This window comes from Rhizobium sp. PK7-22 (assembly GCF_056530405.1).
This window is the reverse complement of record NZ_CP096514.1, coordinates 13,301-35,498: the sequence shown is the minus strand read 5'-3', so window position 1 is coordinate 35,498 and position 22,198 is coordinate 13,301. Positions and strand designations below refer to the sequence as shown.

Genomic DNA, 22,198 nt, shown 5'->3' with positions numbered 1-22,198 from the left:
CCTCCCGGTTTTTAGGAGGTCTAGGAGCTGGAGGTCAGGATGTCCATCACCGCATCACCGTCGAGCGCCTGGGCATCAAAGAGCGTGCGGGCTAGCCGGTCAAATACGCTCCGGTCTTCCAGAATGACTTCCGTCGCCCGCGCCTGAGCGAACTCAAGCCGCTGATGAACGCGCTTTGCAAGGTCGGCGTCACGGCTGAGGATCGCGGTCGGATCTGGATGTTCGAGATAGAGCAGTGGATGTCTGGTTCCAAAGCCCAGTGTCTGCTCCATGCTGGTGGCAATCCGGGTGGCGCGGGCGAGATCACTGTGTTCGGCGCCGCCGGAGCCGGCGGAAGGGGTCTTGAACGCGATGAGTTCTGCCGCCCGACCTGCCATCAGCAGCGCGAGGAGCCGCTCATACCACTCGACGGTATCCGGACCATCACCGAAGACGATCGCGTTGTGTCCACCGTCCCTGGCATCAATGGTGAGCCCTTTGACGGAGCCGAGGCGCAGCGCGTGGTGAACGATGGCATGTCCGGATTCATGGATCGCAAGGCGCCAGCGGACGTCGGGGGATAGAGGCGGCCGGTGACCGCGGATGCCAGCTTCGAGATCCTGATATGAGAGAGGCCGCTTCTCGCGTCGTGCCTTCAGTCTCGCCTCACGCACCACACGTTCGATATCTGCTCCCGTGAGACCCATGGCTCGTGTTGCCAGCCGCAGCAAAGCATGCTCCGCCGCATCGTCCTGCGTGGATAGAAGGTCCTGTCCTCGCCCGTTCTCCTGCGCACTTTCGCTGCGGCTAGGCCGCGATCCATGTTCGCTTGTCCAGATCACGATGCGGCTCCTTCTCGTCCAACGGCTGTAATTCTGTCGAGATCGGCCCCCAGATGATGCGCGAGAATGCCAGCGAGAGCCGGGATATCCGGCTTCGGGATCTCGATATGCGTCTCCAGCCGACCGGACCTTCGGATCGCTTTGTCAATTTCATGCGGTCGATTTGTGGCTCCGACAATGATGACGCCTTCGCACTTCACGGTGCCGTCGAGCAGTTCAAGCAGCTTGTTGACGCAAGCGTTCCAATAGTCTGCGTACTGCCGCGAAGCCGATACCCGCATTCCGATGCCATCGATTTCGTCGATGAAGAGAATGCATGGTGCCTGCGCTCGCGCCTCCGCAAAAGTGTCTGCCATTCGGTCGAGAACCGAGTGAAGGTACTCGCCCTGCAGCCACGTCGAAACCGAAGTGACGACCAGCGGGATTTGCAGGCTGTTGCACATCGCCCGTGCAAACGTGGTCTTGCCCGTTCCTGGAGGGCCGGAAAGCAGGAGCTTGGTGCTCATGTCAGACCACGACAGATCACCGCTCAAATAATCAGCGAGATCCGCCTTCAGCCCTAGAGCCCATTCCCTTGCGGCGCCGTAACCGGACAAAGACTCGACGATTAGGGGTGGCTTGCCGGCGTCGTCCTCGTCACTCGTCTGCGGTTGGATGACCTCGGCGCCGGTAGGTTTGCTTTTCGCTTTGTTGTTCTTGCCCACTTTGGAAGCGTCTTCGACCTCTCCCTCCTCGGCCTCAGCTCTCTTGCGATGTCTCTCGCTCGAGCTCTGGGTAATCAGGCGCCGCTTGAAGTTCCCTTCTTTCTCGCCGTCACTCTCTGCCTCTTCCTGACGATTGTGCGCAGCAAGTCCAACCAACGCCTCGATGCTGAGGTGCAAGGGCCGCTCCGGCCGAATAGCGATGGCGAGGTCGTCCAGCGTCAGCGCCGCCGCGTCGATCTTGCGGATGAGGATCTTGTGACCGGACGCCGGTTCATGGCCGTAGACGGCTTCGAACAGATCGAGGAGCAATGCTGTGTCGATGCCGCCGCCCGTGAGCCTGACGTCGCAGGTGAGGTCGATCTGGTCGGGGATCTCCTGTTGTGATTCGGAGACGGCAAGAAAGGGAGATCCATGTGTCAGGGCCCGAAGTAGCTGTCGTCGCATGGTCTGCCGGTTGAGACGTAGATCGTCGCCGACCAGGACGTGGACGAAGACGCGCTTGGCCTCGCCTTCACCCCACGCCCACAGCGCTTCATCGAAAGCAAAATCTGCAGACATCCCAACGTAAGGGCCGAAGGGCGCCAGTGGCGTCTTCTCAACAAGCCTCAGCAGTGCCTTTTCGAAGCCCTCTACCTGGAGATGGATCGAGACCACCGGCGCTCGCCGACGCAGAAACCTTACGAGGTCACGAAGTGCGACGCCTGACTCATGCATTGCGGCAGCGAGGAGAAGCACGGTCGCGATGGCCTTCACGTTGGAGGCCTCCCCTGCTTCGCCAACGACGCGAGCGGCATGGGCTGCAGCGGCGCTGCCAACCGTCGGGTCGGGGCTGAGGCGCCGTAAGTGGCCAGGCAAGACGGGGACCGGCTTCATTAGATCGGTGCCTCCTGCCTTCGACTGCTCCGGCTCGATCAGGAATGATGCCAGTTTCTCACGCACCCAGATCCGGTCCCGTTCCGCATTTCCGGAGAGATGCGCGGGATCGAAGGCTGGCAGGTAGCGACCGACGATGTGCCGGTCGACCTGGGCGACCGTCATCGTCAGCAGCCCATTGCAGACGGCGAGACGTCGGACTTCGCGGCGGCTCATGTGCCGCAGGCGCCGGACGAGAAAAGAAGACAGCCGATCCATCACAGCACCTCGCTGGGGAAGGCGGCGGAAATGATTTCCTCTGTGACGCCGCCGTTGGGGGATCGGCGTCGCATCAGTCCGAAAGTCTCTGGGGGCGGGTTCATCCTGCCGCTGATCCAGTTGCGGACCAGGTGACAGGTGGGATCCCCATGGTCGGCAAGCGCATCGAGCCGTGCCATAACGGGTGCAGGAATGGACCGGCTGTCGTTGCCGCCCTGGCGGGCATGGCCGAGAGCAAGACCGATGATGATCGCAGGGTCGCTGTCGTACGTGCAGGTTCGGCTTGCGAAACCGCTCGTCGGAGTAATGGCGTCGCACGGAAGGCCGTGACCTGAGTGGTAGTGGTGACGTTCGGACATACGATGTCTCCTCGCCGGACCGCGGGACGGTCAGCGCTCATGAACGGGAAAAGGGGATGGGCAGGCTGCAGCGTCAGAGCCGCAGCCTCAGCGTGGGCAGGAGCCCAGCGGGCGCCGATTAGGCGTCGAGCAGCCTTCGCGCAAAACCGACGCGGATACGCTCCGGCGGCCACGAGGTCCGCTCCTCCTCGTCCGGTTTATCCGCGCTAACGTCTGCGGCATCGAACCCATCGCTGTCGAATGCTTCATCGTCAGGCTCGCAGCGAGCGATCAGGCGACCTTCACCCCGCAGCGCACCGAAGCGTGACGACAACGGAGATAAAGCAGCTACCTGCGGAACAGAGGCGGGCTGGTCGATGGCGAGCGCCCGGCGTGCCTCAGTCTGGAGGAGCTGCTGGACCCGGCGGCCGAAGCGGTGGCGAAGCTCGGCCATACAAGCGGCCGCGCCATCGATCTCCAGCAGGTCGTCGATCTCCGACAGTGCCCAGACGCCGGCGGCATGGTCGCTCGGACGGCTCGCGCCATCGACAATGGCAACGCCGACGGTATCGACCATGATCCGCTTCTGCGTCTTGTAGAGCCAGTCCGGAAGGATCAAGGCCGCTGCCATCATCTTCATCTTAAGCTCTTCCAGACGGCTTGTGTCTCCGTACGACGCCAGCGATCGCTTGAGGTCCAGAATGAAGGCCGAATGCCGCCTCCGGTTCACTACGATGAGATCGGGTGTATAGCTTCCTTTGGCCGGCGCTTCACAGTCGAGCCGGATCTCCTCCAGGTGCCGCCAGTCATTTCCAGCAACCGCTTCGATCGCCGCCTTGACGAGCGGCAGCTTGATTGACTGCATCAGGACGACGAGGTTTGGATTGGCTTTGGAGAGACGCTCGACCGCCTGCTCGAGGAGCTTTCCTTCGCGGAAGCTGACTGCACGCACCAGAGAGGCAACGTTGACATAGTGCCCGAGGATTTCGTCCTCGACCGGCTCGCCATCGGCAATTGCGACGATCGCCTTCTCGATCAGCAGGTCAAAGTCAGCTTGGACTTCCGGGTAGAAGACGATGTGAGGATAACGACGCAGGGCCGGCGGCTCCGTCTGCACCGCAAGGCGATGCGCAAAGTGGCGGCGCGGCGTCGAGGCTGTGATGGCATGATAGTTGGAAGACGCCGCGATAGCGGCACGCAAAACTTCCCCGGCAGGGGTCTTGGCAGTATGGATGGTCATAGCCCGATTCCTTTTCCTAGAAGGCTTGAGGGTCAGGCCCTTGGCAGCGTTGGCGCGCTACCTTGGGCCGCTTGCTCCGATCACCTCGGAGCCGCCCATACCTGGCAGGACCCGAACCGGATCTCAAGGACCCCGTCAGGCAAAAAGAGAACAGATCCCGAACGCGGTTAACGGCGGGCTCACGCCCGAATTCTGTCCCGCGCTTGATGGTGAACAGCCGATAAAGCGACGTGCGGACCGCCCGATCTAAGCCGTCACCGTCAAGTCGGAATCAAGAAAGGGGCCTGAGAGCCCCTTTCTTGTGTTCAGTCTGCCGACGCCTCGGCAGTTTTCCGGGCCAAGGCCTTCGGCTTCCGTAGCCCCGACCGCGTCTCCGTCGAGCCGAACGGAAACACGTTAGAGCCGCCGCCTTCTGCCGCTGGAGCTTGGCGCGCCAGAAACGCTGGCGGCTGGTACGCCTTGACGGCGGCGTCCTCGTCATTGGCCGGATCCAGGCTTGGCGCCTTAACCCGCACGACGCCGCCCAGCGCCTCAAGACCGCTTCGCATCACCGCGTCTGCCGACTTCGAAGCGACTGGACCGTCAAGAGGCCAGTCTGGTTGCTTCGTCCGGCACGTCGCCCATTGGAGCAGCGGCAGTACTTTCTGGCTCAACCAGACCTCAAGCTCCTTCGCCTCGGGCCACGCTTCACGGTCGCCCATGTCATCGAGCATATCGAAAACGAGGTACCAGTGGCTTCCCGCGGGAAGCTCAATCTCCGAGAGCTTGCGGGCGTCGATGTCACCGGGTGCATCCAGAAGCAGCACATTCCCCAAGCTGCGCTTGGCGATACGAGCCAGAGGCTCTAGCAAGGGGATGAGGCCCTTCTTTTGCAGACGCTTGCCCTGCGGCTTGCTATCGAGAACCTTGGCCACTGCCGCGGCAAGAGCTGCGGCCTTCTCGACGAAGGCGGCAATGCCGGTCTTCGTCTTGAGATCGATCATCGCCCGGAGTCCTGACAGTCCTCCGATGTCCGCAAGTTCCACGCTGGTCAACTCCCTGGAGGCCGTCTCGACGCCGTCCGCGAGCAAGGCTTTAACCTCGCTGACGCGGATGCCGTCATGCTCCTCGGCATGAGCCAAGGCGGCCGTAATCTTTTCCTCAGGCGCGGACGCCAAATGGAAAAGGACTGTCGGGCTCACTGCAAGCTCGACCGCTCGCTCCCGGTAGCGCGAGAGATTGCGTGCAACGGCCCTGTAGTTGCGGGCCGTCTTCGAGGAGATGTCGCATCGCTGCGAGACCCATTTCTCGAAAGTCCCCGGCTCGACAAGCTCGGAAGCTTGCTCCAGCAGACCACCCAGCTCAAAAGCCTGGTCAGTCGATCGGCGCCCGAGAGCTTGGATGCCGGCGGCTGCCGCCTCCAGTTGCTTCCTGCTCTGCGCGTCTATGTCGAGCGCGCCGTAGTCAAAGCGGCCGGAAGACCGCTTTTTGGTATTCTTCATCATGTCAAAGATCCTTGCTGAATTGCAAAAGCATCAAACCGCCATCACGCGATTGATGTATGTATTATCGCACACCGTTTTGAATAAGTCAATATTTACTGATAGTTGCGTCCGATTCGTTGCTTTGCAAAAGGCCTTTTTTACTATACTTTTTGCTTACGAATACTTCTAATATCCGAAGGTTTGGACCATTCGAAAGTACATCACGTACAGTATGAAAAACGCCCCTAGGTTGTGCCGCCATTGAGAAAACAAGCTGTTTCCGCGTGCTCACGGACCTGGTAGCGGTGAGGCAACGGGATCGAAAGCCTCACCATGTCAAAGGCCATACTCACCACCAAGGTCGATCCGACTTATGACGACCTGCCGGAGCAGCGGTACCATTTCCCGCGCACTTACCTGCGCCAGGTTGAGGCGGCACGCGGCGACTGGATCATCTACTATGAGCCGCGGCGACCGAGCGGTAATCTAATGAAGACGGGTGGCAAGCAGGCGTACTTCGCAACCGCCAGGATTACCGACTTCATCGAGGATCCCTCGAAGGCGGATCACTTCTACGCGCTGATCGACGACTTTCTGCCGTTCGATCACGCCGTCCCTTTCAAGGAGGCGGACAAATACTATGAGAGCGGGCTACGTAAGAACGACGGTTCGACGAACAAAGGCGCTTTTGGTCGGGCGGTGCGCAACATCTCCGACGCCGAGTACGATCTGATCCTCGCCACCGGCTTCGCGCACGTCCTCGGAAAGCGGGACCGCGAGCGGCCGGCGCCAGACCCGGTCGAGGAGGCGCGGATCGGATTTGGTCACAACCCGCAGATGCCGTTCGAGATCGACAACGTTGATCGACGGATCGTTTCCCAGGTGCTGCAGCGCCCCTTCCGAGACCGGGCATTTTCCGTGGCCATCAAGTCCGCCTATCAGGACACCTGTGCCGTCACCGGCCTAAAGCTGATCAATGGCGGAGGGCGCTCGGAGGTCCAGGCCGCGCATATCCGCCCGGTGGCGCACGGCGGCCCGGATAGCGTACGCAACGGGATCGCGCTTTCCGGGACCGTGCACTGGATGTTCGATCGCGGCCTGATCTCGGTTGATGATGACTACAGCCTGCTGATTGCAAGCGGCGGCGTGCCCGACACGATCACGCGGCTCATGAACACCGAGCGGCGCCTGCTCGTGCCGAGACGCGCGGATGAGCGGCCGCATTCGCAGTTTCTGCAGTACCATCGCGAGAAGGTGTTCAAGGGATGAGGCAGCGGAAATGATTTCCGCTCTGGGCAGATGTCTCACTCCTCCCCGAAGAAGTCTTCGTCCAGCCGCTTGAATTCGACCGTGCGATAGCTGCGGACGCCGACGCCGTGTTCAATCATCAGATCTGCTAGCTCCTTCCCGTCGATGAGGATGACCCGCTGCGCCAGATGCTTGACGTAATCGCGCGCAGGCTGGCTGAAGCTGGAGGTGGTGACGAAGACGCCCTTCGTGGCGCCGAGGCCGACGAGGCTTCCGACGAAGCCGTTGACATCGGGACGACCTACGGGATTGCCGGGAGCGTAGCGCTTCGCCTGGATATAAATGCGGTCGAGGCCGAGGCGATCTTCGTTGACGATCCCGTCCACACCGCCGTCACCGGAGCGGCCAAGCTGTGCCGCGGCATCCTTGTGGCTGCCGCCATAGCCCATGGCGACCAGCAGATCGACGATAAGCTGTTCGAAGAAGGCGGGACTGTTGGAGAGGATGCGCTGAAGCAGTTCATCGCGCAGGGCAGCCTGCATTGAAGCATAGGCCGCATCGATCTGCTCTTCCGGCGTCGTCCGGACCGAGGTGTCCTGGACGGGTTTGGCAGGAATGCCATTCTCTTCTGCTGCAGCGCCTTCGTTCCTGTAGAATTCGCGGAACTCAGGCTCCTGCATCAGAAGAGCCACGTCGATGCGTTCCGGGGACGTCGCCAGCAGCGCCTTGCCCTTATCGGTCGCCACAAAACGACCGCGTGCAGGCGAGGCGATTAGCCCGGCTTTGCTCATATAAAACTTGGCCCAGTGGACGCGATTGTGCAGCAGGCGCTGACGACCACTCGGGAGAAGCTCGTCTCGCTCTGCCTGGGTGAGGCCAAGGTCATACGCGATGCGTTCCGAGACATCAGCAACCCGCGTTTCGTTGTCCGCGGCAAAGCGAAGAACTGGAAGCATGAGGGTCTGATAATCGGGTATTCCCATTTCTTCAGCCAACCAGCTTTTCAAGCCACGAGTACCCGTTGTGCCGACACCTCTTCACGTGGTTATACATTTCCCCACTAAAATCAGAACCAGGAGTTATCAATCTCTTGATGTTCGCCAATGCGGAATTGAACTTCTTGGTTCTCTTCGGCGTGCCATCTATCTCCTCAAAGCGATCCTTAGCGTCAGATATCCGCTGATCAAGAATTCTTATTTGAGTAAGGCGTAACTTACTCAAGTCATCTTGGTGGAGATGATAGAATTTGATAGATAACTTAACCCGCTCCTCTTCGTGTTGATCGTTAGTCGCAGCGACAGGGTGACCCGATTCAAGCGAGCAGCCAAGTAATTTCCAGTCTTCCGGATCACAGGGATCGAGAAGCATTGGTTCCTCGTTATCAATGTCATCAGCTTCTATGTAGGCTCTAGCAGCTTCGTCGCGAAGAGGAAAATGATCAGCCTTTCCGCCATCGGTTCCGCCAATCACATCTATGCGCCTACTGTTGCAAAAGGTGCATAGGTACCTGAAATTCTTGTAGTCAAATGCTAGCCATCTGTATCCCGATGGGCTCTTCAAGGCCTCCGCTACCCGATTCTTCGGCCGGAAATGATCGACAGAGTTGTCGGACCGTGTGGCTGGCGCCTCACAAACCCAACACCTTTTCTTAGTTAACTTTCCCAAGTGACCTTTGAGGTCTGTCCACACCTCAGACAAATCATCAGGTTTTAAACCTTCATCCTCCATCTTCTTCTTGGCCGCCGCCGCTTTGGCCAGCCACCCCTCGGGAAGTTCAATCTGCTCCTGGTCGATCCAGTGCATCAATCGTCCTCATCGTCAGTGCCGTTAAGCAATTGCTCGACCGCCTCGTTTGCAATTCTCTCCCTCTCCTCTCGGCTCAGCCTAACGACCCCACGCAGTATATCTTCGGTTTCCCGTGTCCTAAAAAGCTTGTGAAGCAATTCACTTCGAAGTTTGAGATATCTTTTATATTCATCATCTGGATGATCGAATCTGAATCCAAGCCCCTCTAAATCAATGTTAACTTCAGTTAGCTCTTGCGCTTCCTGCTCCGTCAGCTTGTCTCGACTGCCAAGCTCACGCTGTTTCTCCAAAAGGGTCTGCGTGTCACGATCCAAGGTAGACGCAATCCCAAACATGTCGCTCGTTATGATGGACGCATAGCCCATACCTTTTGGGCTCTCTTCGGGAAAAACTGCTTCGATCTTGCGCTGATCTTCGCTTTCCCGCACGACCAGTATCTGGACTTGCTCGCGCTGCAGTTCAGCGATTGCCATGGGATTGTGCGTGGTCAACACCACATGGCTGGTGAACGAATCCGGTTTCCCTTCCGTTTCGGAAATGAAATCCTCGATATATCTGAGATAATCCACGCTCCAACGGGGATTTAGATGTGTGTCCGGCTCGTCCAGGAGGAACAGGCTCTCCTCACCGGCAGTGAAGCGCATCAATCCCAGGACAGTAAGGAGCTGTCGTTCCCCTTCGCTCAACTCTGCAAATGTGATTGGAGCTTCGTTCTTCTTTACCCGCACATTGATACGGATCTCGTCGATAAGCTGAGAAACGTGCGTGCTCTCAAGATCGCGAAAAAACTGCGCTGGCGTCTGCTCTCCGACCAGCGTTCGCAGTGCGTCCAAATCTTTTATGAGTAAGTACTTGAACTCTAACGTCTTACGATTGTCCCATTGAGAAATGATCTCGCTACGTTTGATGGTGATTGGACAGAGCGAGATGTCCATCAGTCGATCAAGAAAACCTTGCACCACGCCCTTCGCGTTCCAAAAGCGGCTGTCGCCATCCCTCGAGTTCCAAGGAGGTTGTCGCAAAACGAACAAAACGGAATCCAACCCGGTTTCAGGGTCCAGATTGAGCTGTTCCGCAAGGAATTTTCGGACCACAGGGCTTTCGACTATGAGAAAAGCCAGGAGCACGAACTGGCTGTGCTCCGGCAATGCGAAAAACAGGCGCTTGAGGCCGGGATCCTCTCCGGACCTCAACTGCTTGTCGTATCTGGTTAGATACGGCGCATACACGTTCTTCAATCGACTGCTTTCTCCAGAATAGTAGCTGAAGACGAAACGTGGTAAGTTCTTATCATCCTTCAGAAATTCCGAGACGCGCAGAGGACGTCTGCTCGGCATCTCTTCAATTGCAGACAGAGGTGCGATTTGCTGCACTTCAACCTTCAGTGCTTCAGAACCATCCGGATCATTTTGGAGATAGATTTTGCGAGCATCAGAACCCTTGCCGATCTCGTAGGACAGTTCAAAGGCGAAATCGATCTGAGGTCGCGGCGGATTCCGCGGGCTGATCAGTTCCCGGAAGATTATGGAGAGTGCCTCCAGAACGTTGGATTTCCCGGTGCCGTTCCAGCCGATGACGACTGTTACCCACTGTTTTTCCTCAAAATCGATGCAGACATCTTTGAGGTTTTTGTAGGCATGCGTAGGGCTGTCTTTGGCGCTGCCAATCCTGAATTTATCGAGCCTCATCGAAATTTACTTTCGCAATCTGACCCTATTGCCCAACTTTGCGCCGGTCAGGGGGTCTGACACTTCTTCTATCTCAACTCTGTCTTGCCGTTCTAAATCCAACAACTGCCTGTAGAGTTTTTCAACATCTTCGGTTGAGGATCCATCTCGGACACCGCAGCTTGCAAAGAGTTCTTGCGCTGCGAGCCAGTCTTTCGCTTCGGCCAGCGCTTCGATCATCGTGCGTGCCATGTCGTGAACCTTTCCCTTCGTTGCAGACGCCCGTCTCTTTGGTCGAGAGGGCTCGCTCGTCCGCGCCTCCCTAATTCTGTCCAGCAATGAGCTGGCGGGTTCGTCGTTTTCGTTTTGGGGGACCAGTTCGCCGCGGAAGGCTTTGGCCAGGATCGCCTCGTCCAGTCGGCCCACCAGCTCCAGCGCGCGCTTAGCTTCTTTCGCCAGCCGGTCGATCTTAGCGAAGGCGGATTCGATGCGGCGGACGATTTCGTGTTGCTCTTCGATGGGTGGGACCGCGAGCGCGAACTCCTTTAGCTTCGACGCACTGATGTTAGATTGGCTTACGCCATCCGTCTTGGCGTTCCATGAAAATTCACGGCCGGACGGGCTGTTCAGAGCGTAAGTGAGATAGCGAGCGTCCAGATGGGGCCCAGCGACGATTCTTATAAGATATCCGGCAAAGATCGCGTCGCGCTCGCCGTTATACATAGCCGTTTTGCCGACCAACGCTGGACTATTTGTTCTGTTAAAAAGGACGTCGCCCGGGACAAGTCGATACTTTTCAATCTCATCCTTGTTGTCCGTGTATACCAGATCCGCCCAATCGAGCTTACCGTTTTGAATATTACCCATCCTAAGCACGGGAATAGATCCCGACTTCTGCGATTTCGCCGCGGACCCGTATGCGAAAGAACCTGCGACATCACCTAGTCGAACGAGTGCCGGCCACTCATCGTCTTGCCGCCACTCCCGCGTCAACTCCCCGCTGAACGCCTTGCTGAGCACGGCCTGCTTGTAGCGGGAGACGAGGGTTACGATGCGGGCGAGTTCGGTGCGCGCGCGGACGGAGTTCGCGCTCAGCGCATCCAGCTTTGCCACGATCCGCTTTTGCTCGGCCAACGGGGGCAGAGGAATTTCTTGTTGCCTCAAAACAGTTGAGGTTATGGCTTCGAACGTGGTCCCGGTTGCTTTTGCTTTCAACGCTGGCTCAACATGTTTGAGCACTCGACGAACGAAAAGATTGCTAATCCCACCAAGTCCGTTGATCGACGCGAGTCCTCGACCAATTCCACTTTCCTCTTTCGCGAAGTTAGTGGGCCCAACCGGCGCTCTAATCGACAGCAAGACTGAACCCTTCCGAGCAATCTTTTCAGGGGAATCACACCATTTTCGGGGTTGGGGGAAATCTTCCCCAAACTCAGCCTTTCCTTGATAGAACGGGAGACCAAAACGCTCTTCGTTGATACGAAAGCCGTCAGGGCTTTGCCCAGAAATCACATCCGCAATATCTTCAAGGCGGGTTTCGACCCACCCCCTCGGCAGCTCGCTCATTCCGCCGCCTCCGGCAACTCATCGCCCAGTTCCGCCATCAGCGCCTCGATTTCCAGCATCGCAGCCTGCAAATGGCCGAAGATGGCGGCGGCAATGTCGTCGGGTTCGATGAGCCCTTCTTCGGCCTCCTCCTCCGCCTCGCGCAGCCAGGCGATATCGAGATTGTCGCCACTGGCGGCTATGGCCTCGCGTTTAAACTCCCGCCAGCGGCCGGCCTCACCTTCGTCCGGGCCGCGCTCCTTGCCATAAGGGTCCGTGCCGAAGGCCTGTTCAAACCCTTCGAAATGCGCTTCCGTCAAAGGTGTTGTCTTGCCGAATTTCGGCATCTGGGCGCGCAGGTCATAGATCCAGACGGATTTGGTGTTGGCGCTCTCAGTCTTGCCGCGCGTCAGGAAGATGACATTGGTCTTGACGCCTTGCGCGTAGAATATCCCGGTCGGCAGGCGCAGGATGGTGTGCAGATCGCACCAGTTCATCATCATCCGGCGCAGTTCGCGCCCGCGTCCGTCTTCGAAGAGGACATTATCGGGCACGACGATCGCCGCGCGACCACCGGGCTGCAGCGCACGGATGCAGTGTTCGACAAAGGGAAGCTGGTAGGAGGAGACGTTCGCGGTGACTGAAAGGTCTTTCCGCGTCGGTGTGCCACCCGCCGGACCGAAGGGCGGGTTGGTGAGGATCAGATTGGCGCGCCCGAGCTTCTCGCCCTTGTCGGAGAGCGTGTCGCCGAGATCGACATGGTCGCCGTCGATATCGTGCAGGTAGAGATTCATTAGCAGCAGGCGGAGCGTACCCGGCACATTCTCCATGCCGTGAATGGCGCGGCGCTTCTGGAACTCCTGTTCCTTCTCGCCAAGCTCCAGATAGTCATCGGTGCGCGCCTTCATGTAGCGATCGGCGGCGATCAGGAAGCCGCCCGTGCCGGCGGCGGGATCCTGGATGACTTCGCCGGGTTGCGGCTGCATGAGGCGGACCAGAAGCTCGATCAGCACGCGGGGGGTGAAATACTGCCCGGCGCCACGCTTTGTTTCCTCCGCGTTCTTCTGCAGCAGGCCTTCATAGAGATCGCCGAACTGGTCGCGCTCCTCAGAGAACCAGTCGAGCTCGTCGATGGCGGTCACCAGCGTCGTCAAGTTCTGCGGTTCACGCAGGAAGGTGGAGGCGTTGTCGAAGATCTTCTGCACCATCTCCGGCAGCAGGCGTCCATCCGCATAGCGCTTGCGGTCTGCCGGGCTGGCACCTTCGCCGGGTGGCATAAGGAGAACATCGTCCTCGCCCAGCCGCGTGCTGGTAGCACCCAGTGTGACCAACACATGGCGATAGTGCTCCAGCTTCGCCAGACCATTGGCTTTTACCAGATCCGTCCAGCGCATGCCCTTGGGCAGGCTGCCGGTCTCGCGGTTGCGCTCGGCCATCATCTTCAGAAACAGCAGATAGGTCAGCTCCGTGACATATTGCTGGTAGGTGATGCCGTCCTTACGCAGGACCGTGCAGAGGCGCCAGAGTTTCTGGACGATGGCATTGGCATTCATGGCGTGCTTCTCATATGATCAGGATCGTGATGGCGGTTGTAGCGAGCGCAGGTCCTCGGTCAACGACTGTCTGAGACGTCAGGCGGCGGGTGTCGCCCAGATCGCTTCGTTGAAGGCGTGCAGCACCTCGTCGAGCTCGCCGTCGAATTCCTGCGCGATGCGCTTGAAGCCGCCCTTGTCGGCAAAGGCGCCCTGGTCGAGCAGCGTCGGATCGGCCACCGGCTTGTCCTTCAGCGCCCGGCCGATGCGGCGCAGCCACTCCTTCTGCTTTTGCGTCCAGGGTCGCGAGGCCTCGATCTTAACGATCGCCTTGTCGACGCGGGTGGCATAGGGGATAAGCGGATCGCCCAAAGCTGCCTGGCGAACGAAGCCGATGATATGGGCGGCGATATCGGCATTGCGGGCGCGGCCGTAAGCGGCCCGCAGCATGGCTTCGGAATAGTTCTTCTCGTCAAGCAGGCCGGCGAGTTCGGACAACTCCTTGCGGGTGAGATCGCGCGGGCGCTGTGTGACGGCAATCAGCGCCGGCACCTGGTTCATGTTCTCGCGCACGAAGCGTTCGAAGCCGGTGATGTAATCCTCCGGCGTCGTGTTCTTGCCAAAAATCTCCTCGATGCGCAGCAGCTCGTCCTCATGGGTGGAGATAACAACGCCATCGTTCTTGTCCGTATAGAGCGGGCGGCGTTCGAGCAGCTCGACCGCGCGGGGATGGTCGGCCAGCCACTCCTGCAATTCGGCACCGGAGCGGGTGGACAGCCGCTGCAGCGCCTCGTCGGGGCTTTCGCCCGTGTGGCGCTCGAAGCTCTCGCGGGTTTCGGCATCCATGCGCTTTACAAGGCTCCGCATGCGCACGATCACCTGGGCGGCAACCCAGCTCTTGTCCTCCTCCGTCTCCGCATTGTGCAGATCCGTGACGAGCTGGCCAAGTGCGATATCCGGTTTGACGACGACCGGGCGCATGTCGCTCATCTCCTGCAGCTCGGCATAGAGATCGACGGCGTCGAAGATACGGAAATGCTCCTTGCCGATATCCGGGCAAAGCCGTGTGGCGCGGCCAATCATCTGGTCGTAGAGGATGCGGCTCTTGACCCTGCGGACGAAGACGAGATTGCAGATGGAGGGCACGTCGACGCCGGTGGTGAGCAGATCGACGGTGACCACGTATTTCGGATAGGGGTCGTTCTTGAACTTCAGGATCAGATCGTCGACTTTGTCAACATTGCCGGTTATCTTTACGACCATGCCATGCGGCACTGCCTCCTTGCCGTATTCTTCCTGCAGTTCCCCGATGAGGAGTCGCACGATGTCATTCGCATGGGCGTCTCGGGCGGCGAAGATCAGCGTCTTTCCTGGCTTCGACGGTGGGATTTCGGTAGCAATTGCCCGGCAGACGATGCGGTTGAAGGCTTCTGAATAGACGCGCTTGTTGAAATCGGCGATGTCGTAATCGAGCGAAACTTCGTCCGGCAGCTCGAAGAGCTCGGCCTGTCCGCTCTTCCGATCGATGATCTCGACTTCCTCCCCGCCATTGAAGTGAATGCCCGCTTCCGACAACGCCGTGGTGATGCGCTTCGGGGGTAGATGATCGTTGAGATAGCCTTCTACAACGGCCTGCCTATACCCGTAGTGGAAGACAGGGTGACCAAAAATCTCACGGGTGTGCAGCGCGGGGGTGGCCGTCAACGCTACCTTCACGGCATCGAAGTAGTCGAGGATCTGGCGATAGGCCGACTGGTAGTCGTCGATGCTACGGAAGCCGATGTCGCTCTCGCGCAGCTCGGCATCCAGCGTGTAGCCGCGATGGGCTTCGTCAACGATGATGCAATCGAAGGTGCCGGGCGTCAGGCGCTTTGCCGGGTCCGGCTCGTTGAGCACGCGGGCGATCAGCGATTGTATGGTCGCCACCTGCACCTGGTCCTCATCCTCGGGCAGCTTCTGCTCCAGCCCGGCGACCTTGTAGATCTGGGCGAAGTTCAGCATGCCCTCAATCTCGGTGGTCTCTAGCGCGTCGCTCGTCTGCCGGCCGAGCGCCTTGCGGTCGACGAGGAAGAGGATACGGCGGAAGCGCTTGTGTTTGAGCAGGCGATACATCAGCGCGATTGCCGTGCGCGTCTTGCCCGTGCCGGTCGCCATGGAAACGAGGATGTCGCGCTGGCCCGCGACCACGGCATTCTCGATCGCCCCGATAGCCTCTTCCTGATAAGGGCGCATCCGGCCCTTGCCGAAGCTCTCTTCGGCGAGCCCTTGAGCTGCGGTGTCGACATCGGTGGTCAGCTTGTCGAGGAGATCCTTTGGCGAGAACCAGCTCGTCATCGGGACGGCGTGGTTGGTCTCGCGCCTGACATCGCGGTACCAGATCCCGGATTTTGTCACCCACTGGCGCACATAGGGTCGGCCATTCGTGGCGAAGACAAATGGAACGCGGAATGGTTCATCCAGACCGTGTTTCCAGGGGCCATGCGGATGCGCGTTTTCCGGCGCGAGCACGATGGTGCGAGCGTAGCGCTCGGCCTGTTGCAGGGTGGACGGCACATCGACGCTTTCGCGCTTGGCCTCGATGACACCAACGCAAGTGAGGCCAACGAAGAGGGCATAATCCGCCCGCCCACCGTCCGAGGGCCATTCGGCGATGGCGAGATTGCGGCCTTCATCCGGCCGAGCGCCCTTCTGATAGGTCAGACGATCGCTGTCGGCTTCCCATCCGGCATCGACAAGCTGGACATCGATCAGCCGTCGGGTCTGGCGCTCATCGAGTTCCAGGCTGCTCGCAGCTTTAAGGCCTGCCTGCTTGAACTCGATCTGCAACTGCTGGGGCTGAGCCTCGGCCGTCTTCTGTAGCTCAGCAAGCTTGCGGGCCAGCGCTACCTGATTGGCCTCCATCTCGACGGCCGTCTGCTCCCAGACAGCACCATCGGCTGAAGCCTGGCGGGCTAGCTCTTCGGCAGCGGCGCGGGCCTTGGCGAGTTCTTCTGCGGAGGTATGGGCGGCCGCGAGCTTCTCCTCAGCTTCCTGGACCTGGGCACGCAGGGCGGCAAGTTCAGCTTGCGTCGCCTGGTCGGTATCGCCCGAGGGTCTGGGCGGGACGAACGGACCCGGCTTGAAGTTCGGATCGCGCCCATAGGTGCGGCGATACCAGGTCGCCAAGGCACTGCAGAACTTCAGCGCAGCCAGCGCTTCGGCCGGCGATCCGGAGAGACTGTGCGCCGCGTCGTTTCCGCGCTTGCGGATCGCGTGGAAGATATCGGCGACCTCCTTCGGCAGCACCTGCTGGGTGCCGAGCCGGCGTAGAAGATCATGGGTGGTTTCCCGCGCAGCCGGATCGTAGATGCCGGAACGGGCAGCAATCTCCTTGACCATGTATTCACCGAACTGGCGGCTCTTGATGAGAGAGGTATTGGCATCCTCGGCAAAGAAGCGCTCAGCCAGCGTGGCGAGGCGATGCAGCTCCGGGCTGATCTCCGTCAAATGATCGAAGTTTACCGACAATGCCCCACCCAGATGCTCACCTCTTCGTGGTGAACATGCCACACGTCATGGGAGCAGGCAAACTGGACTTGTAGCGATCTAATTTCTGAAAGTTACTGATCAAAAAGCGGAAATTATTTCCGCAGGCTTCAAACCAACAATTCTGAGCGACAAACGTGGCGAGTTCCTCCGAAGAGAGGCGGACACCGGTGAACTGGTCTCACTTACGGTAAGCTTATGTAAATGACGGAGACTTGCGGTCCCGAAGGAGATGGTCAGCGAAGCCGGTGCACTTGAGATCCTGCTGTCGTTATCGAATCGGCCGACGACGCGTGGATTGGTTACAGCGATCACTTGATGAGCGTTTGATCCCCAGTCTGCGATGCTCTATTTCATAAGCTTGGCGCCACCGACTAACCGGAGTGGCACTAGCACGCGACTCTTCCTCCAGGCTAATGCGATGGTCCACTACACCCATTTTCAAACTCTCGACCCTACTGCACGCCAAGTATCGATTGATCTGATCGATCTCGCGGAGCGTGAGCCGGTATCTATGATTGGCTTCACATTACGCTGGATGGGCTACAACGGGTGGCTGGCGGCGGTCACGGGCTGTGAGCGCGACTATCAGATGATCAACGCAATAGCCGCTGAGGCGCGCATGATCGCGGCATACGACCATTTGGTCGCCGATGATCCGGCCTTTAAGGCAGAAGTCGACGCATTCGCCGCGCTTTGGCCGGTGCTCAATGTTGCGAATGTCCGCGCCGTGCTCGGTTATGACGCTTTCCGCCGCTATGACCGAGCAGCGTTGCTTGCTGCATGCGACGCGCAAGGCGTCAAACGGCAGCCAGCTAACTGGGTTCCCGGCATTTCGCCGAGCTGGGAGCAGTTACTGCGTACGCTCTATCAGGTCCGCTGCAATCTGTTTCATGGCGAGAAGTCCGAGCAGGCCACCCGCGACCGACACCTTATTTTTGCTTCGGATCGGATCCTGCGCCTATTGCTCGTCGGAACGGGCTGCCTGGGCTGGCGCGATGAATGAACTTCAGTGCCGGGGCACGTTTCAGCTTAGGCAGCACGTCAATCCAGCAAAGCTTTAATCGCATCGACGTTGGAGCGCAGGTTCGCCGAGTCCAGCCCTCCGCGGTCATCGTCCTGCGACGTGAACAGCGTCCGACCCACGCCGAAGCCATTGGCCTCGTACCACGCCTTCTTCCACTCCCACCCCTTCCGGTAGTCCTCGCGCATCATCATGCCGAGGTGCTCCCACAGGATCAGGTCGCCGTCAGCCGTAACAAACGAGAAGTCCGGGCGGAGACGGCCCGGCTCGACCTCGCCGTCGAGCACGCGCTCGTATTCGTATTCGACACCGGACTGAAACAGCATGTTCGCGATGACCAGCTCGGACTTGCTGCGAACCAGATGCCCCTTCTCCGTCCGATGGATCAGGTTCTCGGCGTACGGAACCTCGGCCTCGACGCGGCGGAGCACGCACTGGAAGAGGTTGGTGTTCCGCCGCGCGGTCTCTGACCGCTCCGGCCGGGTGTAGTCGAAGAGGACGGATGGGTTGTCGCCTTCAATCAGCAACACAAGCTGTCGGCGTGACCGGGTCAGGGCAGTGTAGAGAAGCTCGCGCGAGAGCGGCCGGCAGTTCTTCGGCAGGATCACGAACACCTTCTGGAACTCACTGCCCTGCGACTTGTGAACCGTGATGGCGTAGGCGAGCTCGAGCGGTCCCGAGCCGCCTGGGAAATCGCGCCTGCTGTAGCCGAAACGGAGGTTGGGGCGGCCGGCGAACACCACGTTCAGCCAAGGCGATTTGCCGTTACCGACGAGCCCGACCTCGCCGTTGGCCACATAGTGGTCGCCAGACACATTCCCGTCATAGGCGTCGCGCCACTGGTTCGAGACCTGGATGACCTTGTCCCGAATGACGATGCTTTCGTCACCGAGGCTGACCACCCAGGGCTCGGCCGCGGCCTCGAGCTCGCGCGCACGGTAGCGACGCTGCGTCCAACGGTTCAGATCGTGCACCCCGTGGGGGTGCATGCGCACCGGTGAAAGGATCTGCCACTGCTCGGAGCCGTCGGGATCGTCGAACGGGACCCAGCCGCGCTCGTCGATGCCGAGCGAGGCGTTGAAGCCGGCGACGTCTCCGGCCTGCTCTAGCCCCAGATGCTTCTGAAAGGCCTCGCTCAGGCGGCTTCGCAGCTCGTCGGGTGTCGTCCAATAGAACAGGTCGAGGTCGTTGAACGGCCGACCGCTCTCCAAATCGCTAAGGACGCGATCGGCGTCCACGGGCTGGGTCTCTCGCGTGAACCAGGAAGCGAGCCGCAGCGTGTCCGATGCCTGATCCGCGCCTGCGACAGCGCGAACCTCGACAGTCAGCCGTGCCAGCGCCTCGCCAAGCGCCATGTCAGTATCGCTCTTCGCTTCGGTCGTTTGCAAATGAGACGTCAGGTCGGCGAAGGGGCGTCCAACCCCGATCGGCGGGAGCTGGTTGGGATCGCCGACGAGGATCAGGCGCTGGACGTGAGCAAGATCGAGCGCCTCCAGCACAGCTACAAGATCGTCCATGGTCAGCATCGAGCACTCGTCGATGACTACGGTCTTTTCTTTACGATACTTCTCCTTGCCCTGAAACCGCGGACGCTGGCGAACGCGGTCATATCGGCCGAGTTCGTTCAGAAACTGAGCCACGGTCATTGCCTCGGCATTGGCCGCTTTCCCAAGCCGGACACGTGCTTTCCCCGTCGGGGCAAGCAGAAGAATTCCGTCGCGAGCTAGTATCTCGTTGAGCAGCAGCGCGCCCATTACGGATGTCTTCCCGGTGCCGGCTCGCCCGACTAAGGCGGTCAGACGACGAGAGGTCACGCGAGCTAGCGCGGTCGCCTGTTCGTCGATGGCAAGGACGTGCCGCGCGTTCTTCGGATCGAACGCGCCGCCGGCCGCCTTGATGGCGTCAACCAGCAGCTTCTTCCAATCAGCGGTCACAGCGGGAGCCGCCTTGCCTGCCCGCTTCAAAAGCACGCTCCTCAGCTTGTCCTCACGCGTCTTCAGCTCAGTAAGCTGGAGTGCGGCAATCCCGCCCTGTTGCCCATGCGGCGTCGGAAGGTCGATCAGTTCGACCACGCCGGTCAGCGCAGCCGTGTTGGTGGCGGGCCAGTCCACACCGATCAGGCAAGGGTGAGCTAGCTCAAGCGCAGCTACCTTCTCCACGGCTTCCGTGATGCTAAGCAGCGCGTCGCCGTTCTCGGCAGCGCGTCTCAGCACAGAAACGAGCGTCGCTCGAAGGCGGCGGGGGTCGGCCGCGGAGCTGACCCGAGACGGATCGGGCACCGGATGCTTCGCCGCGATCGTCGCATCGGGCAGGAGGCCACGGTCGATCGTCCCGACCGATACAGGGGACTCCTTCGCGTCGCCCAGATCAACCTCACTGATCCGATAGGAATTAGCGATAACCTCAGCATCGGTCGTCGGCGCCGTACTGGCTGCTGCCCGCTTGGTCGGATCGAACCAGCGGCTCGCTTGCGCCGGAGTCAGCGCGAAACGCGAAAGCAGCTTCAGAAGCACCCGACGTTCGTCCGGCAAATTGAGCCAGGTGTCGCGCACGGCCGCGAGATCGGCGTCATAGGCAGTCTGGGGAGGTTTCACCGTGCCGCGGAGCAGCCCATCGATGTGTGGCCATGGGTCTGCATCGCTATCCACCGCTCGCGAAGCGAGTAGTTCTAGCGTCAGTGCCGTGCCTAGCCGCATGCCAAGCGCCTCGAGAGCTGAGCCGAGACCGGGAAATGCCCCTCGGTCCTTCCAAGCCAGGCCGATCTGCGTGTTGAGCCATTCCTCACGCCGCTCCCATGGTCCTTTGGCGATCCCGTGGGAGCGGATCTTCCGCACCGACTCTAGGCACCGAATCAGCGTCGAGAGCGCAACATCCGCAGGGGCCAATTCCGCGGCATAGGAGAACACACGCATGTGGGCCGGGTCGGCGGGGACGGCGATCTCTGTCAGGAGCTCGGCCCGGCGCGCGTCCTCGGCCGCGTCGCCCGTCGGCTCGAGATAGTCGTGATAAGGCAGCAGGAACCCGTCGGAGCCGTCCGGCCGGATTGAATGTCGGAGTAGGCGATCCCACATCGGATAAGTGCTCTTGCCCACGGGAGCATCGTATTGCTTCACCGGGGCGATCGACTGGATGCGACCGACGCCGACCACCAGCCGCGAGATCGTGTCGCCGAGCGGCTGGCCCTCTTTGCAATAAAAGAAGACGAGCGAGCGCTCAGGGGTCAGGCGATCGAATACATGGTCGACTATCGCCGTCTGACGGGCGCGACCAAACACCCACGGGCTATTAAACGGCGACTTCTCGTCAGGCGGCAACGGCTTCGGCAGCTTTGCGTCGATGGAGGCTTGCTCGCTACGCAACATCCAGCCGAATGGAACAGCGAAGGTTGCGAAGGGTGGCACCTTCACGATAGTAGGCTTCAGGTGGCCGTGGGTCACCTCCGCCTTTTTGATTGACGTGTAGGGGTGCGCAAACCGACGGGTCCACTCGGTCTCGTTCATGAAGGCGCCCGATTCAGCTTTGCAGGGTGGGAGCTCTTCCTGCGTCAGCTCGTGCCACAGCCTGCCGGCGAGCGCGTCCTGTGCGACGTCGTCCTTCTCTTCCCGGATACGATCAAGCGCAACACAAAACGCGTTGGAGGACGGACTCGGGCAGACCCGCCCGTTCCAGCGTGAACCATGCCAAGCTACGCGCATCGTGAGATGAAACATACTCCCCCCTCGTCAGTTAACTCCCGCCGTCATTCCACAAACGACCGCGTGAGAAGACGCGAGGATTCACAATTATGTTTGGAGCACAAGGGTCGCACAGCCAGATTAACGCATGCCGTATGAAATCCGCACGCTCAAGTCGTCGCGCTGAACGTCACTTGCGAGCTGATAGCTGACATCGCCACGCGCCCGAAGGTGAAGGCACTTCCCGTCACTTGCCTCGACACATCTTCTTAGCCGGACCAGAAGCGGCACGTCAGCGACACCGGCAAAGCTGAATTACGCCCTTCCCAACTTGGATCATAATCGAGCCTCCTCCCGCCATCGAAGGTCAGACTGGAGACGGGCAGGGCTCGTAGAAGATCGTCCTCATCGACCGTCACCGAAGGTCGGCAGGAAGCCCAAGTCATCGTCGGGCGAGGCCAGGGTGGGTTGGGCCGTCCT

The 22,198-nt window shown here is 59.9% G+C and carries 14 protein-coding genes; 2 read left to right on the top strand and 12 right to left on the bottom strand.

Going from position 1 to position 22,198, the window contains the following annotated elements; all coding sequences use genetic code 11:
* Nucleotides 1-20: 20 nt before the first annotated feature.
* The 5 genes from M1E10_RS04975 to M1E10_RS04955 form a co-directional block, all read right to left on the bottom strand.
* Nucleotides 21-821 (bottom strand): ATP-dependent metallopeptidase FtsH/Yme1/Tma family protein, encoded by an 801-nt coding sequence (locus M1E10_RS04975; protein WP_499175286.1) that lies wholly within the window; start codon nt 819-821, stop codon nt 21-23.
* Entirely contained in the window at nt 818-2,278 is a 1,461-nt protein-coding gene (locus M1E10_RS04970) for an ATP-binding protein (protein WP_499175285.1), read from the bottom strand. Before M1E10_RS04970 ends, M1E10_RS04975 begins: the two co-directional genes overlap by 4 nt.
* A gap of 377 nt (nt 2,279-2,655) precedes the next feature.
* Nucleotides 2,656-3,015: a hypothetical protein gene (locus M1E10_RS04965; protein ID WP_499175284.1), complete on the bottom strand. Its 360-nt coding sequence runs from the start codon at nt 3,013-3,015 to the stop codon at nt 2,656-2,658.
* 118 nt (nt 3,016-3,133) lie between these two features.
* Nucleotides 3,134-4,234: a hypothetical protein gene (locus tag M1E10_RS04960; protein WP_499175283.1), complete on the bottom strand. Its 1,101-nt coding sequence runs from the start codon at nt 4,232-4,234 to the stop codon at nt 3,134-3,136.
* A gap of 305 nt (nt 4,235-4,539) precedes the next feature.
* Nucleotides 4,540-5,718 carry a hypothetical protein gene (locus M1E10_RS04955; protein WP_499175282.1) on the bottom strand — a complete coding sequence of 393 codons (1,179 nt, stop codon included), beginning with the start codon at nt 5,716-5,718 and terminating at the stop codon, nt 4,540-4,542.
* 312 nt (nt 5,719-6,030) lie between these two features.
* On the opposite strand from M1E10_RS04955, the gene M1E10_RS04950 reads away from it, so the two are divergent.
* The gene (locus tag M1E10_RS04950) at nt 6,031-6,966 is read left to right on the top strand and encodes an HNH endonuclease (protein ID WP_499175281.1); all 936 of its coding nucleotides are present in this window, start codon (nt 6,031-6,033) and stop codon (nt 6,964-6,966) included.
* Nucleotides 6,967-7,001: 35 nt separating this feature from the next.
* On the opposite strand, the gene M1E10_RS04945 is transcribed toward M1E10_RS04950, so the two are convergent.
* From M1E10_RS04945 to hsdR, 6 genes are all read right to left on the bottom strand, one after another.
* Nucleotides 7,002-7,901, bottom strand: a complete 900-nt coding sequence (locus M1E10_RS04945) for a restriction endonuclease (RefSeq protein ID WP_499175280.1) — start codon at nt 7,899-7,901, stop codon at nt 7,002-7,004.
* A 31-nt stretch (nt 7,902-7,932) separates the two neighbouring features.
* Nucleotides 7,933-8,748 carry an HNH endonuclease family protein gene (locus M1E10_RS04940; RefSeq protein ID WP_499175279.1) on the bottom strand — a complete coding sequence of 272 codons (816 nt, stop codon included), beginning with the start codon at nt 8,746-8,748 and terminating at the stop codon, nt 7,933-7,935.
* Entirely contained in the window at nt 8,748-10,439 is a 1,692-nt protein-coding gene (locus M1E10_RS04935) for an AAA family ATPase (RefSeq protein WP_499175278.1), read from the bottom strand. The genes M1E10_RS04940 and M1E10_RS04935 overlap by 1 nt, the downstream gene beginning before the upstream one ends.
* Before the next feature lie 6 nt (nt 10,440-10,445).
* Nucleotides 10,446-11,984, bottom strand: a complete 1,539-nt coding sequence (locus M1E10_RS04930) for a restriction endonuclease subunit S (protein WP_499175277.1) — start codon at nt 11,982-11,984, stop codon at nt 10,446-10,448.
* Entirely contained in the window at nt 11,981-13,516 is a 1,536-nt protein-coding gene (locus M1E10_RS04925) for a class I SAM-dependent DNA methyltransferase (protein WP_499175276.1), read from the bottom strand. The genes M1E10_RS04930 and M1E10_RS04925 overlap by 4 nt, the downstream gene beginning before the upstream one ends.
* A 78-nt stretch (nt 13,517-13,594) precedes the next feature.
* On the bottom strand, nt 13,595-17,002 hold the full coding sequence (gene hsdR, locus M1E10_RS04920; RefSeq protein WP_499175275.1) for a type I restriction-modification system endonuclease: 3,408 nt from the start codon (nt 17,000-17,002) through the stop codon (nt 13,595-13,597).
* Between the two features lie 439 nt (nt 17,003-17,441).
* Between hsdR and M1E10_RS04915 the strand changes: the two genes are divergently transcribed.
* On the top strand, nt 17,442-18,026 hold the full coding sequence (locus tag M1E10_RS04915; RefSeq protein ID WP_499175274.1) for a hypothetical protein: 585 nt from the start codon (nt 17,442-17,444) through the stop codon (nt 18,024-18,026).
* A gap of 38 nt (nt 18,027-18,064) precedes the next feature.
* On the opposite strand, the gene M1E10_RS04910 is transcribed toward M1E10_RS04915, so the two are convergent.
* Nucleotides 18,065-21,754, bottom strand: coding sequence for an AAA family ATPase (locus tag M1E10_RS04910; protein ID WP_499175273.1), 3,690 nt, complete (start codon nt 21,752-21,754; stop codon nt 18,065-18,067).
* Nucleotides 21,755-22,198: the final 444 nt, after the last annotated feature.

Bases quoted from the DNA above. Each gene is read 5' to 3' on its own strand.
- M1E10_RS04965 (WP_499175284.1), bottom strand. From the start codon at position 3,015: ATGTCCGAACGTCACCACTACCACTCAGGTCACGGCCTTCCGTGCGAC.
- M1E10_RS04960 (WP_499175283.1), bottom strand. From the start codon at position 4,234: ATGACCATCCATACTGCCAAGACCCCTGCCGGGGAAGTTTTGCGTGCC.
- M1E10_RS04955 (WP_499175282.1), bottom strand. From the start codon at position 5,718: ATGATGAAGAATACCAAAAAGCGGTCTTCCGGCCGCTTTGACTACGGC.
- M1E10_RS04950 (WP_499175281.1), top strand. From the start codon at position 6,031: ATGTCAAAGGCCATACTCACCACCAAGGTCGATCCGACTTATGACGAC.
- M1E10_RS04945 (WP_499175280.1), bottom strand. From the start codon at position 7,901: ATGCTTCCAGTTCTTCGCTTTGCCGCGGACAACGAAACGCGGGTTGCT.
- M1E10_RS04940 (WP_499175279.1), bottom strand. From the start codon at position 8,748: ATGCACTGGATCGACCAGGAGCAGATTGAACTTCCCGAGGGGTGGCTG.
- M1E10_RS04935 (WP_499175278.1), bottom strand. From the start codon at position 10,439: ATGAGGCTCGATAAATTCAGGATTGGCAGCGCCAAAGACAGCCCTACG.
- M1E10_RS04930 (WP_499175277.1), bottom strand. From the start codon at position 11,984: ATGAGCGAGCTGCCGAGGGGGTGGGTCGAAACCCGCCTTGAAGATATT.
- M1E10_RS04925 (WP_499175276.1), bottom strand. From the start codon at position 13,516: ATGAATGCCAATGCCATCGTCCAGAAACTCTGGCGCCTCTGCACGGTC.
- M1E10_RS04915 (WP_499175274.1), top strand. From the start codon at position 17,442: ATGGTCCACTACACCCATTTTCAAACTCTCGACCCTACTGCACGCCAA.
- M1E10_RS04910 (WP_499175273.1), bottom strand. From the start codon at position 21,754: ATGTTTCATCTCACGATGCGCGTAGCTTGGCATGGTTCACGCTGGAAC.